The organism is Agrobacterium fabrum str. C58 (assembly GCF_000092025.1).
Taxonomy (GTDB): Bacteria; Pseudomonadota; Alphaproteobacteria; order Rhizobiales; family Rhizobiaceae; genus Agrobacterium; species Agrobacterium fabrum.
Genome location: NC_003062.2, coordinates 2,014,615 through 2,032,687 on the forward strand (window position 1 = coordinate 2,014,615; position 18,073 = coordinate 2,032,687).

At 59.8% G+C, this 18,073-nt stretch carries 16 protein-coding genes; 10 read left to right on the top strand and 6 right to left on the bottom strand.

The genetic code is table 11. From position 1 onward, the window contains the following. Positions 1-98 precede the first annotated feature (98 nt). On the bottom strand, positions 99-3,245 hold the full coding sequence (locus ATU_RS10035) for an efflux RND transporter permease subunit (RefSeq protein ID WP_010972023.1): 3,147 nt from the start codon (positions 3,243-3,245) through the stop codon (positions 99-101). Beyond that, positions 3,242-4,393, bottom strand: coding sequence for an efflux RND transporter periplasmic adaptor subunit (locus ATU_RS10040; protein ID WP_010972024.1), 1,152 nt, complete (start codon positions 4,391-4,393; stop codon positions 3,242-3,244). The genes ATU_RS10035 and ATU_RS10040 overlap by 4 nt, the downstream gene beginning before the upstream one ends. 224 nt (positions 4,394-4,617) lie before the next feature. Here ATU_RS10040 and ATU_RS10045 point away from each other — a divergent pair, with 224 nt between their 5' ends. The 3 genes from ATU_RS10045 to ATU_RS10055 all read left to right on the top strand — a co-directional run bounded on the left by ATU_RS10045 (position 4,618) and on the right by ATU_RS10055 (position 8,522). Continuing rightward, positions 4,618-5,028 carry a carboxymuconolactone decarboxylase family protein gene (locus ATU_RS10045; protein WP_010972025.1) on the top strand — a complete coding sequence of 137 codons (411 nt, stop codon included), beginning with the start codon at positions 4,618-4,620 and terminating at the stop codon, positions 5,026-5,028. A gap of 102 nt (positions 5,029-5,130) precedes the next feature. Further along, positions 5,131-7,605 (top strand): ATP-dependent helicase, encoded by a 2,475-nt coding sequence (locus tag ATU_RS10050; RefSeq protein WP_010972026.1) that lies wholly within the window; start codon positions 5,131-5,133, stop codon positions 7,603-7,605. 104 nt (positions 7,606-7,709) lie between these two features. Further along, a complete protein-coding gene (locus tag ATU_RS10055; RefSeq protein WP_006310409.1) occupies positions 7,710-8,522 on the top strand; it encodes a glycosyltransferase family 25 protein in 813 nt (270 codons plus the stop codon). Between the two features lie 196 nt (positions 8,523-8,718). Here ATU_RS10055 and betI read toward each other — a convergent pair whose 3' ends face one another. Next, positions 8,719-9,312, bottom strand: a complete 594-nt coding sequence (betI, locus tag ATU_RS10060; protein ID WP_010972028.1) for a choline-binding transcriptional repressor BetI — start codon at positions 9,310-9,312, stop codon at positions 8,719-8,721. Positions 9,313-9,422: 110 nt separating this feature from the next. On the opposite strand from betI, the gene ATU_RS10065 reads away from it, so the two are divergent. The 4 genes from ATU_RS10065 (at position 9,423) to ATU_RS10080 (ending at position 12,206) form a co-directional block, all read left to right on the top strand. After that, positions 9,423-10,349: a choline ABC transporter substrate-binding protein gene (locus ATU_RS10065; RefSeq protein ID WP_010972029.1), complete on the top strand. Its 927-nt coding sequence runs from the start codon at positions 9,423-9,425 to the stop codon at positions 10,347-10,349. Then, positions 10,346-11,206, top strand: coding sequence for an alpha/beta fold hydrolase (locus ATU_RS10070; protein WP_010972030.1), 861 nt, complete (start codon positions 10,346-10,348; stop codon positions 11,204-11,206). Before ATU_RS10065 ends, ATU_RS10070 begins: the two co-directional genes overlap by 4 nt. A gap of 95 nt (positions 11,207-11,301) precedes the next feature. Next, positions 11,302-11,784 (top strand): DMT family transporter, encoded by a 483-nt coding sequence (locus tag ATU_RS10075; RefSeq protein WP_035258513.1) that lies wholly within the window; start codon positions 11,302-11,304, stop codon positions 11,782-11,784. After that, entirely contained in the window at positions 11,781-12,206 is a 426-nt protein-coding gene (locus ATU_RS10080) for a DMT family transporter (RefSeq protein ID WP_006310415.1), read from the top strand. Before ATU_RS10075 ends, ATU_RS10080 begins: the two co-directional genes overlap by 4 nt. 26 nt (positions 12,207-12,232) lie before the next feature. Here the strand turns inward: ATU_RS10080 and ATU_RS10085 are convergent, their stop codons facing one another. Further along, entirely contained in the window at positions 12,233-13,519 is a 1,287-nt protein-coding gene (locus ATU_RS10085) for a DUF2778 domain-containing protein (RefSeq protein WP_010972032.1), read from the bottom strand. A gap of 457 nt (positions 13,520-13,976) precedes the next feature. Here ATU_RS10085 and pncA point away from each other — a divergent pair, with 457 nt between their 5' ends. Next, on the top strand, positions 13,977-14,603 hold the full coding sequence (gene pncA, locus ATU_RS10090) for a bifunctional nicotinamidase/pyrazinamidase (RefSeq protein ID WP_010972033.1): 627 nt from the start codon (positions 13,977-13,979) through the stop codon (positions 14,601-14,603). A 10-nt stretch (positions 14,604-14,613) separates the two neighbouring features. Here the strand turns inward: pncA and ATU_RS10095 are convergent, their stop codons facing one another. Then, positions 14,614-14,850 carry a DUF2164 domain-containing protein gene (locus tag ATU_RS10095; RefSeq protein ID WP_006310419.1) on the bottom strand — a complete coding sequence of 79 codons (237 nt, stop codon included), beginning with the start codon at positions 14,848-14,850 and terminating at the stop codon, positions 14,614-14,616. 185 nt (positions 14,851-15,035) lie between these two features. Here ATU_RS10095 and ATU_RS10100 point away from each other — a divergent pair, with 185 nt between their 5' ends. Both ATU_RS10100 and ATU_RS10105 read left to right on the top strand, forming a co-directional pair. Next, the gene (locus ATU_RS10100) at positions 15,036-15,758 is read left to right on the top strand and encodes an AzlC family ABC transporter permease (RefSeq protein WP_006310420.1); all 723 of its coding nucleotides are present in this window, start codon (positions 15,036-15,038) and stop codon (positions 15,756-15,758) included. Beyond that, entirely contained in the window at positions 15,755-16,069 is a 315-nt protein-coding gene (locus tag ATU_RS10105; RefSeq protein ID WP_010972034.1) for an AzlD family protein, read from the top strand. The genes ATU_RS10100 and ATU_RS10105 overlap by 4 nt, the downstream gene beginning before the upstream one ends. On the opposite strand, the gene ATU_RS10110 is transcribed toward ATU_RS10105, so the two are convergent. After that, complete coding sequence (locus tag ATU_RS10110) at positions 16,066-17,907, bottom strand: aminopeptidase P family protein (RefSeq protein WP_010972035.1); 1,842 nt, start codon at positions 17,905-17,907, stop codon at positions 16,066-16,068. The genes ATU_RS10105 and ATU_RS10110 overlap by 4 nt on opposite strands. Between the last annotated feature and the right edge of the window lie 166 nt (positions 17,908-18,073).

Here is an 18,073-nt window from a genome sequence, read left to right on the forward strand (position 1 = left end):
CGGATTCGATCCGTTACGAAATTTCGTCAGGTGGTATGGGATAAGGTTAACGCTTTGTCCAGCATCGCGATTGCACCTGATGCGGTTTGGCGCCCACCCTATTCCGCTGCGAGCAACGGCTTGTCTTCCTCCAGCGCTTTGCGGCGGGCGGCAAGTTCGAGTTCGCGGTGAAGGCGAATTTCTTCATCTGCCTGCGGTTTGGCGAAGCGGGCGATCAGCAGGTAAGACACCGGGGTGATGTAAAGCGTCACCAGCGTCGCAAAACCGAGACCGCCGACGATGACCCAGCCGAGTGCGATGCGCGCTTCCGCACCCGCCCCCTGCGCCAGCACCAGCGGCACGCCGCCGAGAATGGTGGCGATCATCGTCATCATGACAGGGCGCAGGCGGATGCTGGTGGCCTTTTCGATCGCCTCACGCACGGTCGCACCCTGATCGCGCAGATGATTGGCGAACTCGACAATCAAAATACCATTCTTGGCCATGACGCCGACAAGCAGCACAAGCCCGATCTGGCTATAGACGTTGAGGCTCGAGCCCGTGACCAGCAGCGCGATGACGGCGCAGGCGAGACCGAGCGGCACCGTCGACATGATGATGACCGAACTCAGCACGCTTTCAAACTGCGCGGCCAGCACAAGGAAGATGATGGCGATGGCGAAACCGAAGGTCAGCAACATGCCGCTCGAATTTTCTTCCAGCGTCGCCGCTTCACCCAGCGGCAGCAGACGCGCGCCTGATGGCATCACGGATTGCGCCAGTTCGTTCACCTTCTCCATGGCCTGACCGAGCGACACACCGTCTTTGAGGTTGGCGGTGAAACCGACGGAAGGAAGCTGCTGCTCGCGGTTCAACTGCGGCGCAACCGCATTTTCCTTGAGCGTGGCGATGACCGACATCGGCACGATCTTACCGTCACCCGTTTTCAGGAAGACATTTTCCAGATCGGTCGGATCGTTGATCGGCCGGGTAGAAGACAGGAGCCTGACCGGGATAGCATCGCCATCCACGAAGACATCAACGATCGAGCGACCTTCCAGCAGCGACTGCATCGAACGCGAGAGGCCGGTGATGTCGATACCGAGATCGGAGGCGCGCTCGCGGTCGATGGAGACGGAAAGCTGGGCCTGATTTGGCTCGTTGTCCAAACGCGGCGTATCGAACAGGCCGCCTTCCTCCATGGAAAGCAGCAGTTTCTGCGTCGCCTCTGTCAGCGCCGGATAGTTGCTGCCGACCATCGCCATCTGCAGGCCGTTGCCGGCGCCGCGAATGCGCAGACTGTTCGGCTGCATGGCATTACCGCGCAAAGCCGGAACCTTGTTGGCAGCGGAGGTGACGTCAGCCGCGATCTGGTTCTGGGTGCGTTCGCGATCCGCCCAAGGGGCGAGCGTCAGCACCATGAAGCCGGTATTGGAAGAACCGTTCATGCCGGTGATGGAATAGACATTGCGGATTTCGCCACTATCGCGCAGCGGCTGCAGATTTTCCTCGATCCGTTGCAACTGGTCACGCGTATATTCAAGGCTGACGCCCTGCGGCGCGGTGACCCGCATCATGACCGAGGCGCGGTCCTCGCGCGGCGTCAGCTCGTTCTGGATCATGCCGAAGGCGATCCAGGACAGGCCCGAGAAGATCAGCGCAACAACGATGACGATCAGCGGATTGTTGAGGCAGGCGGCAAGCGTCGTCTTGTAGGTGGAGGCAAAGACATTGCCGAACCACATGAGCGGCCCCGTCGGTTCCTTCAGCCCCTGTTTCAGCATGCGCGAGGCCAGCATCGGGCACAGCGTCAGCGCCGTTATTGACGACAGGCCGACGGCGAAGGCGAGCACGAAGCCGAATTCACGGAACAGGCCGCCAAGCTGGCCCGGCAGGAACGACAGCGGAATGAACACGGCGGCAAGCGTCGCCGTCGTTGCGATGACGGCGAAGAACACTTCCTGCGTGCCGAGAACGGCGGCGGCGCGCGGTCCCATGCCTTCCGCCCGGCGGCGCACGATGTTTTCCAGCACCACGATGGCGTCATCGACAACCAGACCCGTCGCCAGAACGATGGCAAGCAGCGTCAGGATATTGACCGAGAAGCCGACCATATAGATGGCGACGATGGTGCCGATCAGCGCCACCGGCATGGTGATCGCCGGAATGAGGGTCGCCCGCCAGTCGCGGAAAAAGAGATAGAGCACAACGACCACGATGAGCGCGGAGAGCCCCAGCGCCAGTTCGACCTCATGCAGCGCGCCTTCGATGAAGACGGCGTCATCGCTGGTGACGACAATACGCGTGCCCTCAGGCAGATTGGCGGACATGGCATCGACGGCGGCCTTCACACCCGTTGAAATATTGAGCGTGTTGGACTGCGCCTGACGGATGACGCCGAGACCGACACCCTGCACCCCATTGGAGCGCAACGAGGTGGATTGATCGTCAGCGCCGAGCATGACGGTCGCCACATCCCGCAGGCGGATATTGTCCTTGATGAGAAGGTTGGAAAAATCCTCCGGCTTCGTCAGACTGGCCGTGGCGCGCACGACAATGTCCTGCGTCGTGCTTTTCAGCGATCCCGCCGGCACGTCGAGTGCGGCGCTGGCAAGCGCATTGGAAACATCGGTGACGGTCAGACCACGGCTGGCAAGAGCAGCCTGATTGAGATCGACGCGAAAAACCTTTTCCTGATCGCCGTAAAGCTCGACATCCGCCACACCATCGACAGCGGCCAGGCGGTCGATGATCTCGTCATCCACCAGCTTGGTCAGATCTTCCATGCTGAGCGTGGAGGATGTGACGGCAAGGCGCATGATCGGCTGGCTGTCGGAATCCGCCTTGATGATCTGGGGTTCGTCGGCATCGTCAGGCAGCTGGTTGGTGACGCGGCCGATGGCGTCGCGCACGTCATTGGCGGCAACGGCCATGTCGACATTGTCGCTGAACTCCATCGTCACGCGGCTGGTTCCGAATTGCGAGCTCGAAGCGATGGATTTGATGCCGCTGACACGCGCCACGGCGCCTTCGATGGTCTGCGTTACTTCCTGGTCAATCGTTTCCGGTGCCGCCCCCTCATAGGTGGTCCTGACGCTGATCGACGGACGGTCGACATCGGGCAATTCGCGCACTTCGACGCCAACCAGCGCTGCAAGACCGGCAACGACCAGCAGCGTGTTGAGAACCGCCGCCAGAATAGGCCTGCGCACGAAGAGCGCGGTAAAGGCGAGTTTGGAATCCTGACCGGAAGACGGTTGCGTCATTGGCTGGCGACCTCCTCGGGCTTCGTCTGATTGCCGACACGGACAGCGCCACCTTCTCTGACGCGCTGCAGACCCTCGATCACGACAGGCTCACCCTCGGCCAGCTCGGCCTTCACGAGAACGGCATCCGGGTTGCGCTGCACGATCTGCACCCGCACCTTGTTGGATTTATTGTCGGTGACACGCCAGACATAGGAGCCTTCCGCATCCCATTGCACGGCGAGCGGATCGACAGAGGCATAGGTCTCGCCGGCAAAACGCATGGTGACGCCGAAAGACATTCCGGCCCTCAGCTCGTCCTTCTCGTTGCCGAACTTCGCCCGGATGCGGATGGTGCGGCTGGCCTCGTCGACGCGGTTGTCGACAGCCTCGATCTCGCCGGTAAATGTCTCGCCGGGGCGGGAAATGGATGTCGCCTCCACCGGCATACCGACTTTAATTGCGGTTGCGAAACGCTCAGGCGCCCAGAAATTGACGAGAATTTCAGAACGATCGTCGATGCTGACGATGGTCGATTGCGTGGTGACGTTGTCGCCGACATTGGCGGCGACGATACCGGCCACGCCTTCGATGGGGGCGACGATATCGCGCCGCTTCAAATTCAGTTCGGCCGTGCTGAGCGCCAGCTTGGCGGCCTCTTCGGCGATCTGCGCATCCATCACGTCAAGGCGGGAGAAAGATTTCAGGTTCTTGTAGGAACTGGATTTTTCAATGGCGCTGCGCAACGCGACCTGCGCCTTGTCGCGCTCGATCACTTGCTCTTCATCATCGAGCCGGGCGAGTACCTGTCCCTTCACGACACGCGCGCCGGCAGCCGCGCGGATTTCCGAAAGCGTGCCGGAGACCTGCGGCATGACCACGACCGACTGGATCGCCTGACCATTGCCGATGGCGTTCAGCCGGTCATTGACAATGCCTTTTTTCGCCGGAGCCGTCACAACAAGGGTAGCGTTGCCATTGCGGCGGCTGCCACCGGCGTTCTGACCCGCCGACGGACCAGCCGCAGCGACTTCGACAGCCGGCGACGGCACCTTGCCTATCCCGATGCTGGCAAGCACATTACGGGCGTCAGGCGAATAAAAACCCCAGAGACAGAGCCCTGCCCCCACCACGGCCAGACTGACACCCACCTGTTTCCAGACCCGCATATAGTTCTCCGGTTAATCATCGCAGCATAAAACAGCCCCTGAAGCGCCGACTTCGGGACATGAGCAGTATTCCCGCTCGTCTGAAACGAGGCAACGCACAAATCCGTTTCTTACGTAATTGTAATTTGTGATGAATTCTCGTCGGACGCACCAAGAAGGCCATTTTTATCGCAAATATTCCGAAGCGCGGTAATCTGCCGGCAGGAAATGAGCCGGAGGAAACCATGAGCACCGTCACGAAAACACAAAATCCCGAAGCCGATCCGCGCGTAAAAGCGGTGTTCGATGACATCCGCGCAACCCGCAAATCGGATTTTATCAACAATATGTGGCTTTACCTCGCCTTCGATCCCGATCTCCTGGAAAAGACCTGGGCGGAGGTGAAGGCGGTGATGGCGACACCCTCGGCGCTCGATCCACTGGTGAAGGAGATGCTCTACATTGCGGTGTCGGTGACCAATGGCTGCTCCTATTGCGCCCATTCCCATACTGCGGCCGCAAAAGCCAAGGGCATGACGAATGAACAGCATGCCGATCTGATGCGGGTGATCGCGCTCGCCGCCAAGACCAACCAGCTCGCAGTGGCGCTGCAAGTGCCGGTGGATACCGCTTTTGATGCCGACAGGCAGGCATGAACCCGAAAAAATGCCTTGGAATAGGCGTTTTGACTGACGATACCGGAATAAAAGCAGAACACGGTTCTGGCCTTTATATCCCGAATCACTACATTGGGCCGCATGAGCAACAGTTTCGACGATATGCCGTTCTTCGATGAAGAACCCGTGGCACCGCGCAGGGCGACCAACAATGCCCCTTCGGAAAACGGCGGCGGGCTTGGCATTGCCGCCCGCGCCATGGCGGCGCGCGACCAGGTGCGGCCGGCACACGATTATCTTTCCGGCCTCAACCCGGAACAGCGCGAGGCCGTGGAAACGCTTGACGGACCGGTTCTCGTTCTCGCCGGCGCCGGCACCGGCAAGACCCGCGTTCTGACGACCCGCATCGCCCATATTCTCGCCACCGGCCGCGCCTATCCAAGCCAGATCCTTGCCGTGACCTTCACCAACAAGGCGGCCCGCGAGATGAAGGAACGTATCGGCGTCCTCGTCGGCGGCGCTGTCGAGGGCATGCCGTGGCTTGGCACCTTCCACTCCATCGGCGTCAAGCTTCTGCGCCGCCATGCCGAGCTCATCGGCCTGAAATCGGATTTCACCATTCTCGACACGGATGATGTGGTGCGGCTGATCAAGCAGCTCATTCAGGCCGAAGGTCTTGATGACAAGCGCTGGCCGGCAAAACAGTTCGCCGGCATGATCGACGGCTGGAAGAACAAGGGGCTGACGCCACCGGATATTCCCGAGGGTGACAGCCGCGCCTTTGCCAACGGCAAGGGCCGCGAACTTTACGCCGCCTATCAGGCCCGGCTGAAAACGTTGAACGCCTGCGATTTCGGTGATCTCTTGCTGCACCCGATCAGCATCTTCCGCCGCCATACGGATATTCTGAAAGAGTATCACCAGAAGTTCCGTTATATTCTGGTGGACGAATATCAGGACACCAACACGGCGCAATATATGTGGCTGCGGCTGCTTGCCCAGCGCGCCAAGGACGAGCCGCAGAATGTCTGCTGCGTCGGTGACGACGACCAGTCGATCTATGGCTGGCGCGGCGCGGAAGTGGACAATATCCTGCGCTTCGACAAGGATTTTCCCGGTGCCAAGGTCATCAAGCTTGAGCGTAACTACCGTTCCACCGAACATATTCTCGGCGCTGCCGGCCATCTGATCGCCCACAACGAGGGCCGTCTCGGCAAGACGTTGTTTACCGAGCGCAGCAGTCCGGACGATGAAAAGGTCGTGGTGCACGCCGCCTGGGATTCGGAAGAAGAGGCCCGCGCGGTCGGAGAGGAAATCGAGCAACTCCAGCGTAAGAACTACAAGCTGAACGACATGGCCATCCTCGTTCGCGCTTCCTTCCAGATGCGCGAATTCGAAGACCGCTTCGTGACGCTTGGCCTCAATTACCGCGTCATCGGCGGCCCGCGCTTTTATGAGCGCCTCGAAATCCGCGATGCCATGGCCTATTTCCGGCTGGTCTGCCAACCGGCCGACGATCTCGCCTTCGAGCGGATCGTCAATACGCCAAAGCGTGGCCTTGGCGATACGACGATCCGTAACCTGCACGACTATGCCCGCGCCCGCGATATCCCGATGCTGGCAGCCGCCGCCGACATCATCGAGACCGACGAGTTGAAGCCGAAAGCGCGCAAGGCGCTGTTCGATGTGGTGCAGGATTTCCGCCGCTGGCAGGGCCTGCTGGAAAACACCGAACACACCACGCTTGCCGAACAGATTCTCGACGAAAGCGGCTATACCGCCATGTGGCAGGCCGACAAGACGGCCGAAGCACCGGGACGGCTTGAGAACCTGAAGGAACTCATCCGCTCGATGGAATCCTTCGAAAGCATGCGTGGATTTCTGGAACACGTCGCCCTGGTTATGGATGCGGAACAGAATGCCGAGCTGGATGCCGTCTCCATCATGACGCTGCATTCCGCCAAGGGTCTGGAATTCGACACCGTCTTCCTGCCCGGTTGGGAAGAAGGCCTGTTTCCCCACCAGCGGGCGCTGGACGAAGGCGGTCGCTCCGGTCTGGAGGAAGAACGTCGTCTGGCTTATGTCGGCATCACCCGCGCCAAGAAGCTCTGCCATATCTGGTTCGTCTCGAACCGGCGCATTCACGGGCTGTGGCAATCCACCCTGCCCTCGCGTTTCCTCGACGAACTGCCGCCCGCCCATGTGGATGTCGCGGCTTCCGACAGCAATTATGGCGGTTATGGCGGACGCGGCGGTTACGGCCAGTCCCGTTTCGACAAGGCCGATCCCTTCACCAACAATTACTCCACCCCCGGCTGGAAACGCGCCCAGCAGAACCGCAGCGACGCCACCCGCGACAATTGGGGCACACGCTCCGGCCATGCGGTGGAGCGCATCGGTTACGGCGAAAGCGGCCCGCGCACCCGCACCATCGACGGCGAACTGGTGGCGAAATCCGTGGCTGACAAGCCCTCGAAATTCTTCGTCGGCGACCGTGTTTTCCACCTCAAATTCGGCAATGGCAATATTTCCGCGATCGAAGGCAATAAATTGACCATCAACTTCGACCGTGCCGGCGAAAAGCGCGTGCTGGATGGATTTGTGGAAAAGGTTTGATCCGACAACCATGAGTGCCTGGAGAGCGCTTTTCCCATAGCCGATGTCACGCCATTGCAATAAAGGAGTTGCAAAGGCGAACTGAAAACCGGGACGGGACTGCTTTGCACATATTGCCGAAGAGCCAGCGAAAGCTTGCCATTTTCCTGATCAACATGGATAGCGCTACAAAGCGCCTGACCGACATGAACGCCCGCCTCGATGCGATGGGGCTAAAGGCGGAGCGCGTTGCCGGCGTCAATGGCAGGGAGCTGCAATACCCGATCCCGGAATTCAGCGAAATTTCCTATATGCTTATGCATGGCCGCCGCACCTCGCCGCCGGAAATCGGCTGCTATCTCAGCCATGTCGCCTGCGCCAATAAATTCATGACTGGTGATGCCGATATCGCGCTCATCCTTGAGGACGACGTGGTCTTCGAGGACGATTTTCTTGATGCCATTGATGAAGCGGTTCTAAACGGTAACGACTGGGATATTCTGCGGCTGACGACGGTCAGCAACGGCCGCAAATTTGCATTCCGCGCCCTGTCCAATGGCCGATCGCTCGCAGTGGCGCTCACCCGCGAAAAAGGATCGGGCGCCTATCTCGTCAACCGCCGCGCCGGAAAATGGATATCGAAACTTATCCCCATGCGGCTCGCCTACGACATCGCCTTCGATCTGGAATATCTCTCCGGCCTAAAGGCGGCCTTCATCTATCCACTCTGCGCCACACAGGATGCAGACGGCGAAAGCCAGATCCAGAACAATCTGCGCATCTACCGCCTGCCGCGCTGGCGGTACTTCACCGTTCTGCCCTATCGCGCCTATCTGGAAACCAGCCGGTTTCTGCTGCGCGGCCTGCGCTTCCTGGTGGCAAAGGCGAAAGTGGCCATGGAACGCGGCAAACCCAAAGCTGTTCAGGCCGGCAGATGAACGTCCGGCTCATACCTCGCCGGGCGTGAAGCCGACGAGATAGACGGCCGCGATCACGGCTGCGAGAATGAAAATAGAGATGACGAAAATCGTCATCCTGTTCAATGGTTTGCGGGTCGTTTTCTTCATGGTGGAATAATGCGGCAGGAAGAACCTGGTTCCATGGTTCAGCCCTCGTCGTCACTGGCCCAAGCCATCAAGCGGCGGCCTCCGGACTTGGCAATCGGTGTAACAGGTAGTCGCGCATTTGCGCCAACGCCTCTTCCCTCGACAGACCTCCCGATTGCAGCCCCGACCGCAGCCATAGCCCGTCGATCAATGTGGTAATGCCCAGTGCAATGGGTTCACAGTCCCCTTTCGGCACGAGATGCCGCAAGGCAGAGAGCAGATTGGAGCGCATGCGCGCATGGATGACCTTCTGAATTCGCCCAAGCTGCGGCTCACGCGGAACCTCCGCGCATAGCGAAAGCCAGGCATGACAGATCGATGGCTGAAAGAAGCTCTCGTCGAAGTTGGCCTCGATAATTGCCTCCAGTCTCTCCCGCGGGCTTGTGGCGCGATTAAGCCTCGCCACAACGACCTCCGCCAGTTTCACATTGGCTTCACGCATCGCATGTTCGAACAGTTCCTGCTTGCTTGCAAAATAATGCAGCACGATGCCTTTGGAGGCGCCCGCCTGTGCAGCCACCCTTTCGAGCGTTGCCCCGGCCATGCCCTCTCTCTGCAACACTTCGAATGCTGCACGTCTCAGCTCGGCCCGACGAATATCGCTTATTTTAGTGAGTCGCATTTCAGTCTCCTTGCAGAGACACATTGACAAATTTCCCCAAAAGATCAATTATTGTCCCATTGGTCAATTTAGTAACCACTAAGACAAAAGGCTGCCTCATGGGAAAGTGGATGAAAGTTGTTTCAGCAGCGGCGTTGGTGCTGGCAGGGGAAAGCCCCGCTTTTGCTGCCGATGCCGATGCGTGCAAGATGGTCAGAATGGCGGAACCCGGCTGGAACGATCTCGCATTCACGACCGGCATCGCCATGACCCTTCTGAAATCGCTGCACTATCAACCACAGAGCCAGTTGCTCGGGATCGATGTCATCTACACCAGCCTGAAGAGCAAGGACCTGGACGTCTTCATGGGCTATTGGGACCCGGCGATGGTGAACTATTACAAGCCCTATAAAGAGGATGGATCGGTCGAAAAGGTCCGGACCAACCTCGTGGGCGCCAAATACACCTTTGCCGTGCCGACCTACGTCTGGGAGGCCGGCGTGAAGGACTTTTCCGACCTTCAGAAATTCGCCGACAAGTTCGACAGAAAACTCTACGGCATCGAGCCCGGCTCGAACCAGTTGATGCTGGATGCCGTCAAAGATCCGGCGCTTGGGCTGAAGGACTGGGAAGTCGTCGAATCCAGCGAACAAGGCATGCTTTCCCAGGTCGCGCGCTTTAACCGCAACAAGACGTTCATCGTCTTCCAGGGATGGGCGCCGCATCCCATGAACGCCAAATTCGACATCAAATATCTGACGGGCGGCGATAAATTTTATGGACCCGATTTCGGCGCGGCCACTGTCGATACCCAGGTCCGTCGAGGCTACCTGCAGGAGTGCCCGAACGTTGCAAAACTGCTCCAGAACCTTGAATTCGATGTTGAATTCGAAAACAAGGGCATGGATCTCATCATGAACGGCGGCCTGTCGCCGGAAGATGCCGCAGCGCAGGCGATCAAGGCCGAGCCGCACCGGCTTGAAACATGGTTGAAAGACGTCTTCGCACTCGACGGCCAGAATGGTCTGGCGACTGTCAAGGCGGCGCTCGGCCTATGACAGCTCCATCTTTGGACAATTGGGAAAAGCGCAAGCGTTTTGTCGAATTGCCGCGCAAGCGCCAAATGGCTTTTATAGACACTGGCGGTCCCGGGCCGGTGCTATTGATGCTTCACGGGTTTTCCGACACCAGCCGCAGCTTTTCCATTATCGAACCTTATTTCCAGGAATATCGGCTGATTGCTCCTGACCTGCCTGGTCACGGCGCATCGTCCGTAGGACACGGTTTTCATGTCGCAGACTTCGCTGAAACGATTGACCGCTTTCTGACGCTTATGGGCGTCTCGCGGTTCTTTGTGCTTGGCCACTCCATGGGCGCCATGACGGCAATCGAACTGGCCGCCCGGCGGTCCTCTTCCGTTCGAGGGCTTGCGCTCATCTCAGGGACGCTGGAGCCCGATTTCGGCACCGAAAGCAAACTTGCCAGGGATATCCTGGCGTTACGCGATCCGATCAAACCGGCAGGCGGTTTCCTGCACGACTGGTATTCCTGCAGTCGACCGGTCAACGAGGAATTCCTGTTCCGAATGAAACGCGACGCGGCAAATATGGCGGCCACAACCTGGCATGGCGTTCTTAAAGCTTTTGCAGAAACTGATCTGCATTACAGCGCGTCGAAAATAAATGTGCCCGTGCTTTGCCTAGCCGGTTCTGAAGACCCTCTGTTCGATGATTCCCATCGCCAGCAACTCTTCGAGGCTTTCCCCCTGGCGCAAACCGTAACGATGCCGGGCCATGGCCACAATCCGCACTGGGAAAATCCGCAAGGTGTTTCCACCTTGGTCACCGAATTCTTTGCCGAAGTGATGACGGATGCGAGCCCTGTCCGTGTCGAGACAGCCGCCGACAAGCGCTGACATATCCGCATGAATTCGGCAAACGCGGAGAATTCGATTTCGATTCCGGCACCGATGCGATAACGCTTCGCAGCGTAAACGAAATCCGGCTTGCCATGACAGACACGACGCATCTCCGCCTGAACCCGCTGCATCTCGCCGCCGCCTTTGCGAGCGGCTGCCTTTTGACGTTGATGGTGCATTTCAACGGTCAGCTTGCCCATTATGGCAATGCGCTGTTTTCCTCCTGGACAGCGCATGGAACCGGCACGGTTGCAGCCCTGATCTATCTCGCCATCATGCGCCCGAAGAAAGACGCCGCGGCACCGGCAAAACCGAACGCACCGCTCTGGGCCTATTGCGGCGGGGTCGTGGGTGCTGCCATCGTCATCCTCACCTCCACCGCCGTCAATTCGCCGCTGGCGCTCTCGGGCACCATTGCGCTCGGGCTTGGCGGGCAGGTGATCTTCAGTCTTCTCGCCGACCTTTTCGGCCTCTTCGGCCTGCCAAAACGGCGACCGGATGTGCAGGACATGGTGGCGGTCTGCCTCATTCTCTGCGGCAGTGCACTGATCATCCTTGTCGGGAGAGCGGCATGATCGTCTGGATCGCCATGGCCTTTGCCGGCGGCGTGTTCGTGTCGCTAAGCCGGCAGATCAACGGCCGCCTCAGCCTGTCCAACTCACCGCTGATCGCTTCTTTCTGGAACCACATCGTCGGTTTCACGGTGTTGACCGTCATCGGCCTCATCGTCGGCGGCCTCATTCCGCCGGGTGCTGCCGACGCGCCCTGGCTTGCCTTTATCGGCGGCCCGATCGGCGTCGTTTTCATCGCTTCGGGAAGCTGGCTCATTCCTCGCATCGGCGCGGTCAATACCGCCCTTCTCGTCATCAGCGGCCAAATGGTATCGGGCGTCGTGCTTGATCTCTTCAGCGATCACCCGCCGAAAATCTGGGCAAGCGCGCTTGGCATCCTGCTCATCCTTGCCGGCATGGTGCTGACACAGCGACGCCGCCGCTAGGGCGTTCCGCTAAGATCAAAAGGCGATCAGGAATCGTTGCCGCGCGAGAACATGCCGAGCAGCGTCTTGCCGCCGCTCTTGCCGCCACTGCTCGCAAGCGTCGGGCGGTTTCCATTCAGCTTCGGCACCACCACCATGCGCTTGATCTCTCCGCGCTTGAAGGCCGCGAGGAAGCGTGGATAGTCGCGGAACACGACGCAGCCATTCGATTCGCCGCGTTTCGCCAGCATGTAGGTATGGGCGAGAAGGCCGTCGCGGCCATGCGGATTGACGCCGCTTTCCGGTGTCAGGCGAATGGCTTCGACGCCATGGAACCGGGCCTCGCGCATCGTCAGGCGGTAGCTGGAAGGCGGTGTCGAGCCGCGCATCCTCACATGCACGTAATCAGGATTGTCGCGCATCTTGCCGATGCCGGAATGCGCTTCGAGCTTTTCACCATTCGGCATATGCACCACGCCGGAGGAAATATCGTAGATCGCCGTGCCATTGCCGCGATCCGGCCACGGAACCGCATCCATCTTGCTCGGCTCACGCATGGGATTGTCAGGCTTCGCAAAGGCAAGCATGGCGCCGGTGCTCTGCTTCGGCGCCGCAGGTGCGCGCAGGGGAACCGGTGCATCGAAAGCGGGCGCGGAGGCGACAGCGGGAACATGGTCCTCGGCCTTGGACGGCGCAGCGGGGCGCGGTGACGGCTCGACTGCCTCGGCGCTTGCTACTTCAGGCCTGAAACTCGGCAGCGGCACGTCATCGGGAAGCAGGCTGCTTGCCTCTTCTTCGATCTGCGGCCGCGCCAGCGCCACTTCAAATGCCGGATGCTGCGAAACCGCGCTCTGATAGGCAACCTCGGAGGTGCGACCCAGCGCCGAATCGACGATTGCCGACGGCTTCAACGCGGCAAGCTCCTTCACCGTCGCCTGCCCTTTGGCATTGGCGGCCGCACCGAAGCGCTCGCGAAATTCCTTCGCGCCGATTTCGGGCATGATGCCGGCAAGGCGAACGGCCTTCTGCTGGCCGTGGCTGTGATCGCTCAGTCGGGAAAATTTGCGAACGTGAATGTCACGCACGGCCGTGTGACCGATCGCCGTCTCGGCGGAATCGAGCCGTGCCACCAATGTCTTCTCAAATTGCCCGACGCCATGCGATGCCGCCGCCATGCTGTGCAGCGAGGCAAAGGCGGCAAAGGCGAAAAGACCGGCAAAAGCGCCGCCGCCGAGAATCGCGGACATCCGTCCAAGCGAAGAGGATTTGCCTCTCTTGGCGGAAGACGAACCGGCAAAGCCGGCACCATTATAGGCCGCAGCAGAAAACGCCATGATACTCGTTACTCGAACCGTTCACGCATACCCGGCCAACGCCGGAGGGACTTTGGGACATCCGAAGGGCGGGCGGACACCACGCCGGTTTCGGAACTGACTGGCTCGAAGCATGACGAATTATGGTAACCAAAGTGTTTACGAGTCCCTGCAAAAATATTTCGTTAAGGTCTGCGCATTGTAAGGCGAAGGCAAAACAATGACTTGCGCGGGCACTGCGTGCATCCGCACTGCATCGTCCCGGGAAATGCCCCTCAAAGGAGCGTCATCGGCCTAAAAATTTCCGTCGCCGCATTGTCAGGTAAATTCTGACTTTGCCGGAAATTTGCTGCAAATGCGGCAGGACTGCGACAGGGTCCGGCTCATGCCGGAAACACCCCTGCCTGCCGGATAGGGCGAAAGGGGCTTGATCCGCCAAAGCCGGCTTGGCATCCTGCGAAAAAAAGGGAGGCACATCATGAAGGCGCTGCTGCTCATCGATATTCAGAACGGGTTTTGCCCGGGTGGCAATCTGGCCGTTACCGATGGAGACGCGGTCGTACCCATCGCCAATGCCCTGATCGACAATGGCGGCTATGATCTCATCGTCGCCTCGCAGGACTGGCACCCGGAAAATCACGGCAGCTTCGCCTCGCAGCATCCCGGCAAGCAACCCTTCGACATGGGCGAACTTTCCGGCAAGCCGCAGATGATGTGGCCGGACCATTGCGTGCAGGGTACGCCGGATGCGGAATTTCACCCCGACCTGAATATGGAAGCCTTCGATTACATCCAGCAGAAGGGCGAGAACCCCGCCATCGACAGCTATTCCGCCTTTCGCGACAATGACCAGGTGGCCACCACAGGACTGTCCGACTATCTGGCCCGCCAGGGCGTGACGCAACTCGACGTCTGCGGCCTTGCCACCGATTATTGCGTCAGTTTTTCAGTGCAGGATGCCCTCGACATGTTGCCCGGCGTCAAGGTGCGCTTCATCGAGGATGCCAGTCGCGGCATCGACCCGCAGGGCATCAAAGCCGCGGTGGCAGCCATGCGGGAAAAAGGCGCGGTCATTCTCAAGAGCCGCGACATATTGCGGAACTAGCGCCGCGCCCTTAGCGCAGCTTCGGTTTCTCCAGCACATCGATATCAGCAGCCGCATCGTCAAGACGCCGCAGGATCGCCGCATGGGCATCCCTAAGGCCCTGATTGTAAAACACATACCCCATTTCGTCGGCCAGAAAATCCACGAAGATTTCCGCCTGAAGAAGACCGATTTCAGTTTCCGTCTCGCGGGTAAGATAGTCCCGGATGCGTGTGGCCAGAGCCGCCTTTTCCTGCTTTTCCAGCATCGATCCTCCACCATCTGACCACATAAGCGCACGCGCGAAGAAAATGGCGACGCAGCCCTCCGCGGCGCGGGCCGCGTGAGGCGTTACCGTAACGGAAGCTTCAAGTTAATCAATCGATCCATTCATGCAATTCGTTTGCCAGCCGGGCGGGACGGCGATAGAGCGGCGGCAAGGAGTTTCCAGACATGTTCAATGCAGATTTTCGCGAGGGATTGAAGAGCGGTTTCCCGATCGCCCTCTCCGCCGCCCCCTTCGGTGCGCTGTTCGGCGCGGTCGCGGTCGATAATGGCCTCAGTATCACCGAAGCCACGATCATGAGCGGCACCGTCTATGCTGGCGCGAGCCAGCTCGTCGGTATCGAGTTGTTCGGCCAGAAGGTTGCGCCCTGGCTGATCGTTCTTTCCGTCTTCGCGGTCAATTTCCGCCACATCCTCTATTCGGCCGCCATTGCCCGGATGATCTCGAACTGGTCGCTTCTGCAGAAGGCTGCGGGCTTCTTCGTGCTGGTCGATCCGCAATTCGCCGAATCGGTCAGGAAATACGAGAACACCGGTACGGTCGGTTTTTCCTGGTACATGGGCTTTGCCACACCGGTTTATGTGCTGTGGCTCGCCATGACCATTCTCGGCGCCTCGCTCGGTAATCTCGTCGGCGATCCGAAAGCCATCGGGCTTGATGTGCTTTTGCCGATCTATTTCATGGGCATGGTCTTAAGCTTCCGCCAACGGGAGAATTTCTACCCTGTCATGCTGGCAAGCGCTGCCGGCGCGACGGTCGCCTATCACTTCGTCGGTTCGCCGTGGCATGTCAGCCTCGGCGCGGTTGCCGGAATTGTCGTCGCGGTCCTCTATCCGCCGAAACAGAGTGCGGAAGCGGCCAATCCCGAAAGCAAGGCGGAAACACCATGAGCGACATGCTGCACGCCGATACGCTGATCCTGATCGCACTCGCCGCCATCGCCACCTATCTCACCCGCATCGGCGGTTATGTGTTGATGACGCGGATGAAATCCATTCCGCCGCGCATGGAGGCCGGGCTGAACGCCGTGCCGGTTGCGGTTCTGACCACGCTCGTCGCACCCGCCTTTTTCGAAGGCGGATACGAGGTGAAGATCGGCATGGTGGCAGCCCTTCTGGTCTGCCTGCGCTTTCCCGGCCTGACGATGCTCGCCATCGGCTGGGCCATCGTCATAGCCATCAGGCACGTCTCGCTGTTTTAGGCGGCCCGCTCCAACGGCTTCGTCGCGGCAACGAGCCACGCCTTCACCTCTTCATCGGTGATGAGCGGAGAGAGCTTCTCCAGAACGTCGGCGTGGTAGGCGTTCAGCCAGTCGAGTTCCTCGTCAGTCAGCAGGGACACGACGACCAGCCGGCGGTCGATCGGGCACCAGGTCAGCGTCTCGAAGGAGAACATCGGCTGGTCACCGCCGGCCACCTCCTCCGCCTCGCGCACATAGATCAGGTTCTCGATCCGGATGCCGAAAGCGCCGGGACGATAATAACCCGGCTCGTTCGACAGGATCATGCCGGGGAGAAGCTCCTGCGTCGAAAGCCTTGCAATACGTTGCGGCCCCTCGTGCACGGAGAGATAGGAGCCGACGCCGTGGCCGGTGCCATGGGCATAATCTGCCCCCGCCTTCCAGAGCGCGATGCGCGCCAACGGATCGAGGTCGCAGCCACGCGTTCCCTTCGGAAACCGTGCCGCACTAATGGCAATCACGCCCTTCAGCACCAGCGTGAAGAAACGCCTCTGCTCTTCCGGCACCGTGCCGATGGCAACGGTGCGGGTGATATCAGTGGTGCCGTTGACATATTGCGCACCGGAATCAACGAGAAACATCTCGCCATCGGCAAGTATGCGGTCCGTGTCCGTCGTGACGCGGTAATGGATGATGGCGGCATGGTCGCCAGCGCCGGAAATCGTGTCGAACGACACATCCTTCAGCGGGTTCTGCATCGCCTGCCCCACCTTGGCGCGTGCCGCCTCCAGCGCCTTTACTGCGGCAATCTCGGTGACGCTGCCCGGCTGCTGGCGATCCAGCCAGCAGAGATATTCAACCATCGCCGCACCATCCTGCACATGCGCGGCAGCCGAGCCGGCAAGCTCCGCCTTGTTCTTGCGCGCCCGCGGCAGGCGGACCGGATCGGCCTCTTCAATCAGAGAGCCACCCGCCGCAGTGATCGCGCCGGTCAGCGCGACAGGCGTCAGATCGGCATCGACCATCACCCGGCCTTTGGCGCTGGCAATGGCGTGCAGACGGTCGGCAATCTTCGATGGCGGCAGCTGCGTCGCCAGTTGCGCGAGATAGGCCTCGGCCTCGATGCCGGTCTTGCGCTTGTCGAGAAAAATATCCGCCTTGCCGTCGGCATAAATGATACCGCGGGCGAGCGGATGCGGCGTGTGCGGCACGTCATTGCCGCGAATATTGAAAATCCAGGCGATGGATGACGGGTCGGTGACCAGCAGGGCATCCGCACCCTTGGCCGAGACGGTTTCCGCGAGCGAGGCGATCTTTTCCTTCGCCAGTATCCCGGTAAAGGCTTCCGGCTGGATGACAACGGGTTCCAGCGGCTCGGCGGGACGGTCCTGCCAGAGAGCATCGAGCGGGTTCTTTTCCAGAAGCACGACCGAGCCGCCCTTGCCGGCCAGCGCCTTTTCCAGCCGCTTCAACTCGGCGCCGGTATGCAGCCATGGATCGATGCCGAGCCGGAAACCCTGTGCCGCATGTTCGGACAGCCAGACGGAAGGCGGCGCGCCGACCAGATCACCGCCGGTAAAGACCGACTGATCGACCTGAGACTTGAGCTGCGTCGTATATCGGCCATCGACAAACACCACCGCTTGCGCGCGCGTCACCAGAGCAATGCCGGCCGAACCAGTAAAGCCGGTCAGCCATGACAGGCGCTCGGCGCACTCAGGCACATATTCTCCCTGATATTCATCGGCGCGCGGCACGAGAAATCCGTCGATACCGAGTGCATCGAAACCGGCGCGCAGCGCCTCGACACGGGCCTTGCCGAATTGCGGTGCGGATTTGTTGTCGAAGGTCTGGAACATGTGTGTCTTTCAGAAACTGTCATAAGAAAAGCCGCCAACCGCGCGATAGGATCAGCGACCGGATAGGACCATGCCATGCCGATCAATCCGGTTTCAAGCCATATATGACAGAGCGAATTGCGGTGATAAATTGTGCATTTTTTGCGGAATAAGTCGTACTCAAGGC

What these genes read in the sequence shown, in the direction of transcription:
- betI (WP_010972028.1), bottom strand. Translation starts at nt 9,312, where the DNA reads ATGCGACTCACTAAAATAAGCGATATTCGTCGGGCCGAGCTGAGACGT.
- ATU_RS10035 (WP_010972023.1), bottom strand. Translation starts at nt 3,245, where the DNA reads ATGACGCAACCGTCTTCCGGTCAGGATTCCAAACTCGCCTTTACCGCG.
- ATU_RS10075 (WP_035258513.1), top strand. Translation starts at nt 11,302, where the DNA reads ATGACAGACACGACGCATCTCCGCCTGAACCCGCTGCATCTCGCCGCC.
- ATU_RS10040 (WP_010972024.1), bottom strand. Translation starts at nt 4,393, where the DNA reads ATGCGGGTCTGGAAACAGGTGGGTGTCAGTCTGGCCGTGGTGGGGGCA.
- ATU_RS10045 (WP_010972025.1), top strand. Translation starts at nt 4,618, where the DNA reads ATGAGCACCGTCACGAAAACACAAAATCCCGAAGCCGATCCGCGCGTA.
- pncA (WP_010972033.1), top strand. Translation starts at nt 13,977, where the DNA reads ATGAAGGCGCTGCTGCTCATCGATATTCAGAACGGGTTTTGCCCGGGT.
- ATU_RS10085 (WP_010972032.1), bottom strand. Translation starts at nt 13,519, where the DNA reads ATGGCGTTTTCTGCTGCGGCCTATAATGGTGCCGGCTTTGCCGGTTCG.
- ATU_RS10100 (WP_006310420.1), top strand. Translation starts at nt 15,036, where the DNA reads ATGTTCAATGCAGATTTTCGCGAGGGATTGAAGAGCGGTTTCCCGATC.
- ATU_RS10070 (WP_010972030.1), top strand. Translation starts at nt 10,346, where the DNA reads ATGACAGCTCCATCTTTGGACAATTGGGAAAAGCGCAAGCGTTTTGTC.
- ATU_RS10065 (WP_010972029.1), top strand. Translation starts at nt 9,423, where the DNA reads ATGAAAGTTGTTTCAGCAGCGGCGTTGGTGCTGGCAGGGGAAAGCCCC.
- ATU_RS10095 (WP_006310419.1), bottom strand. Translation starts at nt 14,850, where the DNA reads ATGCTGGAAAAGCAGGAAAAGGCGGCTCTGGCCACACGCATCCGGGAC.
- ATU_RS10105 (WP_010972034.1), top strand. Translation starts at nt 15,755, where the DNA reads ATGAGCGACATGCTGCACGCCGATACGCTGATCCTGATCGCACTCGCC.
- ATU_RS10080 (WP_006310415.1), top strand. Translation starts at nt 11,781, where the DNA reads ATGATCGTCTGGATCGCCATGGCCTTTGCCGGCGGCGTGTTCGTGTCG.
- ATU_RS10110 (WP_010972035.1), bottom strand. Translation starts at nt 17,907, where the DNA reads ATGTTCCAGACCTTCGACAACAAATCCGCACCGCAATTCGGCAAGGCC.
- ATU_RS10050 (WP_010972026.1), top strand. Translation starts at nt 5,131, where the DNA reads ATGAGCAACAGTTTCGACGATATGCCGTTCTTCGATGAAGAACCCGTG.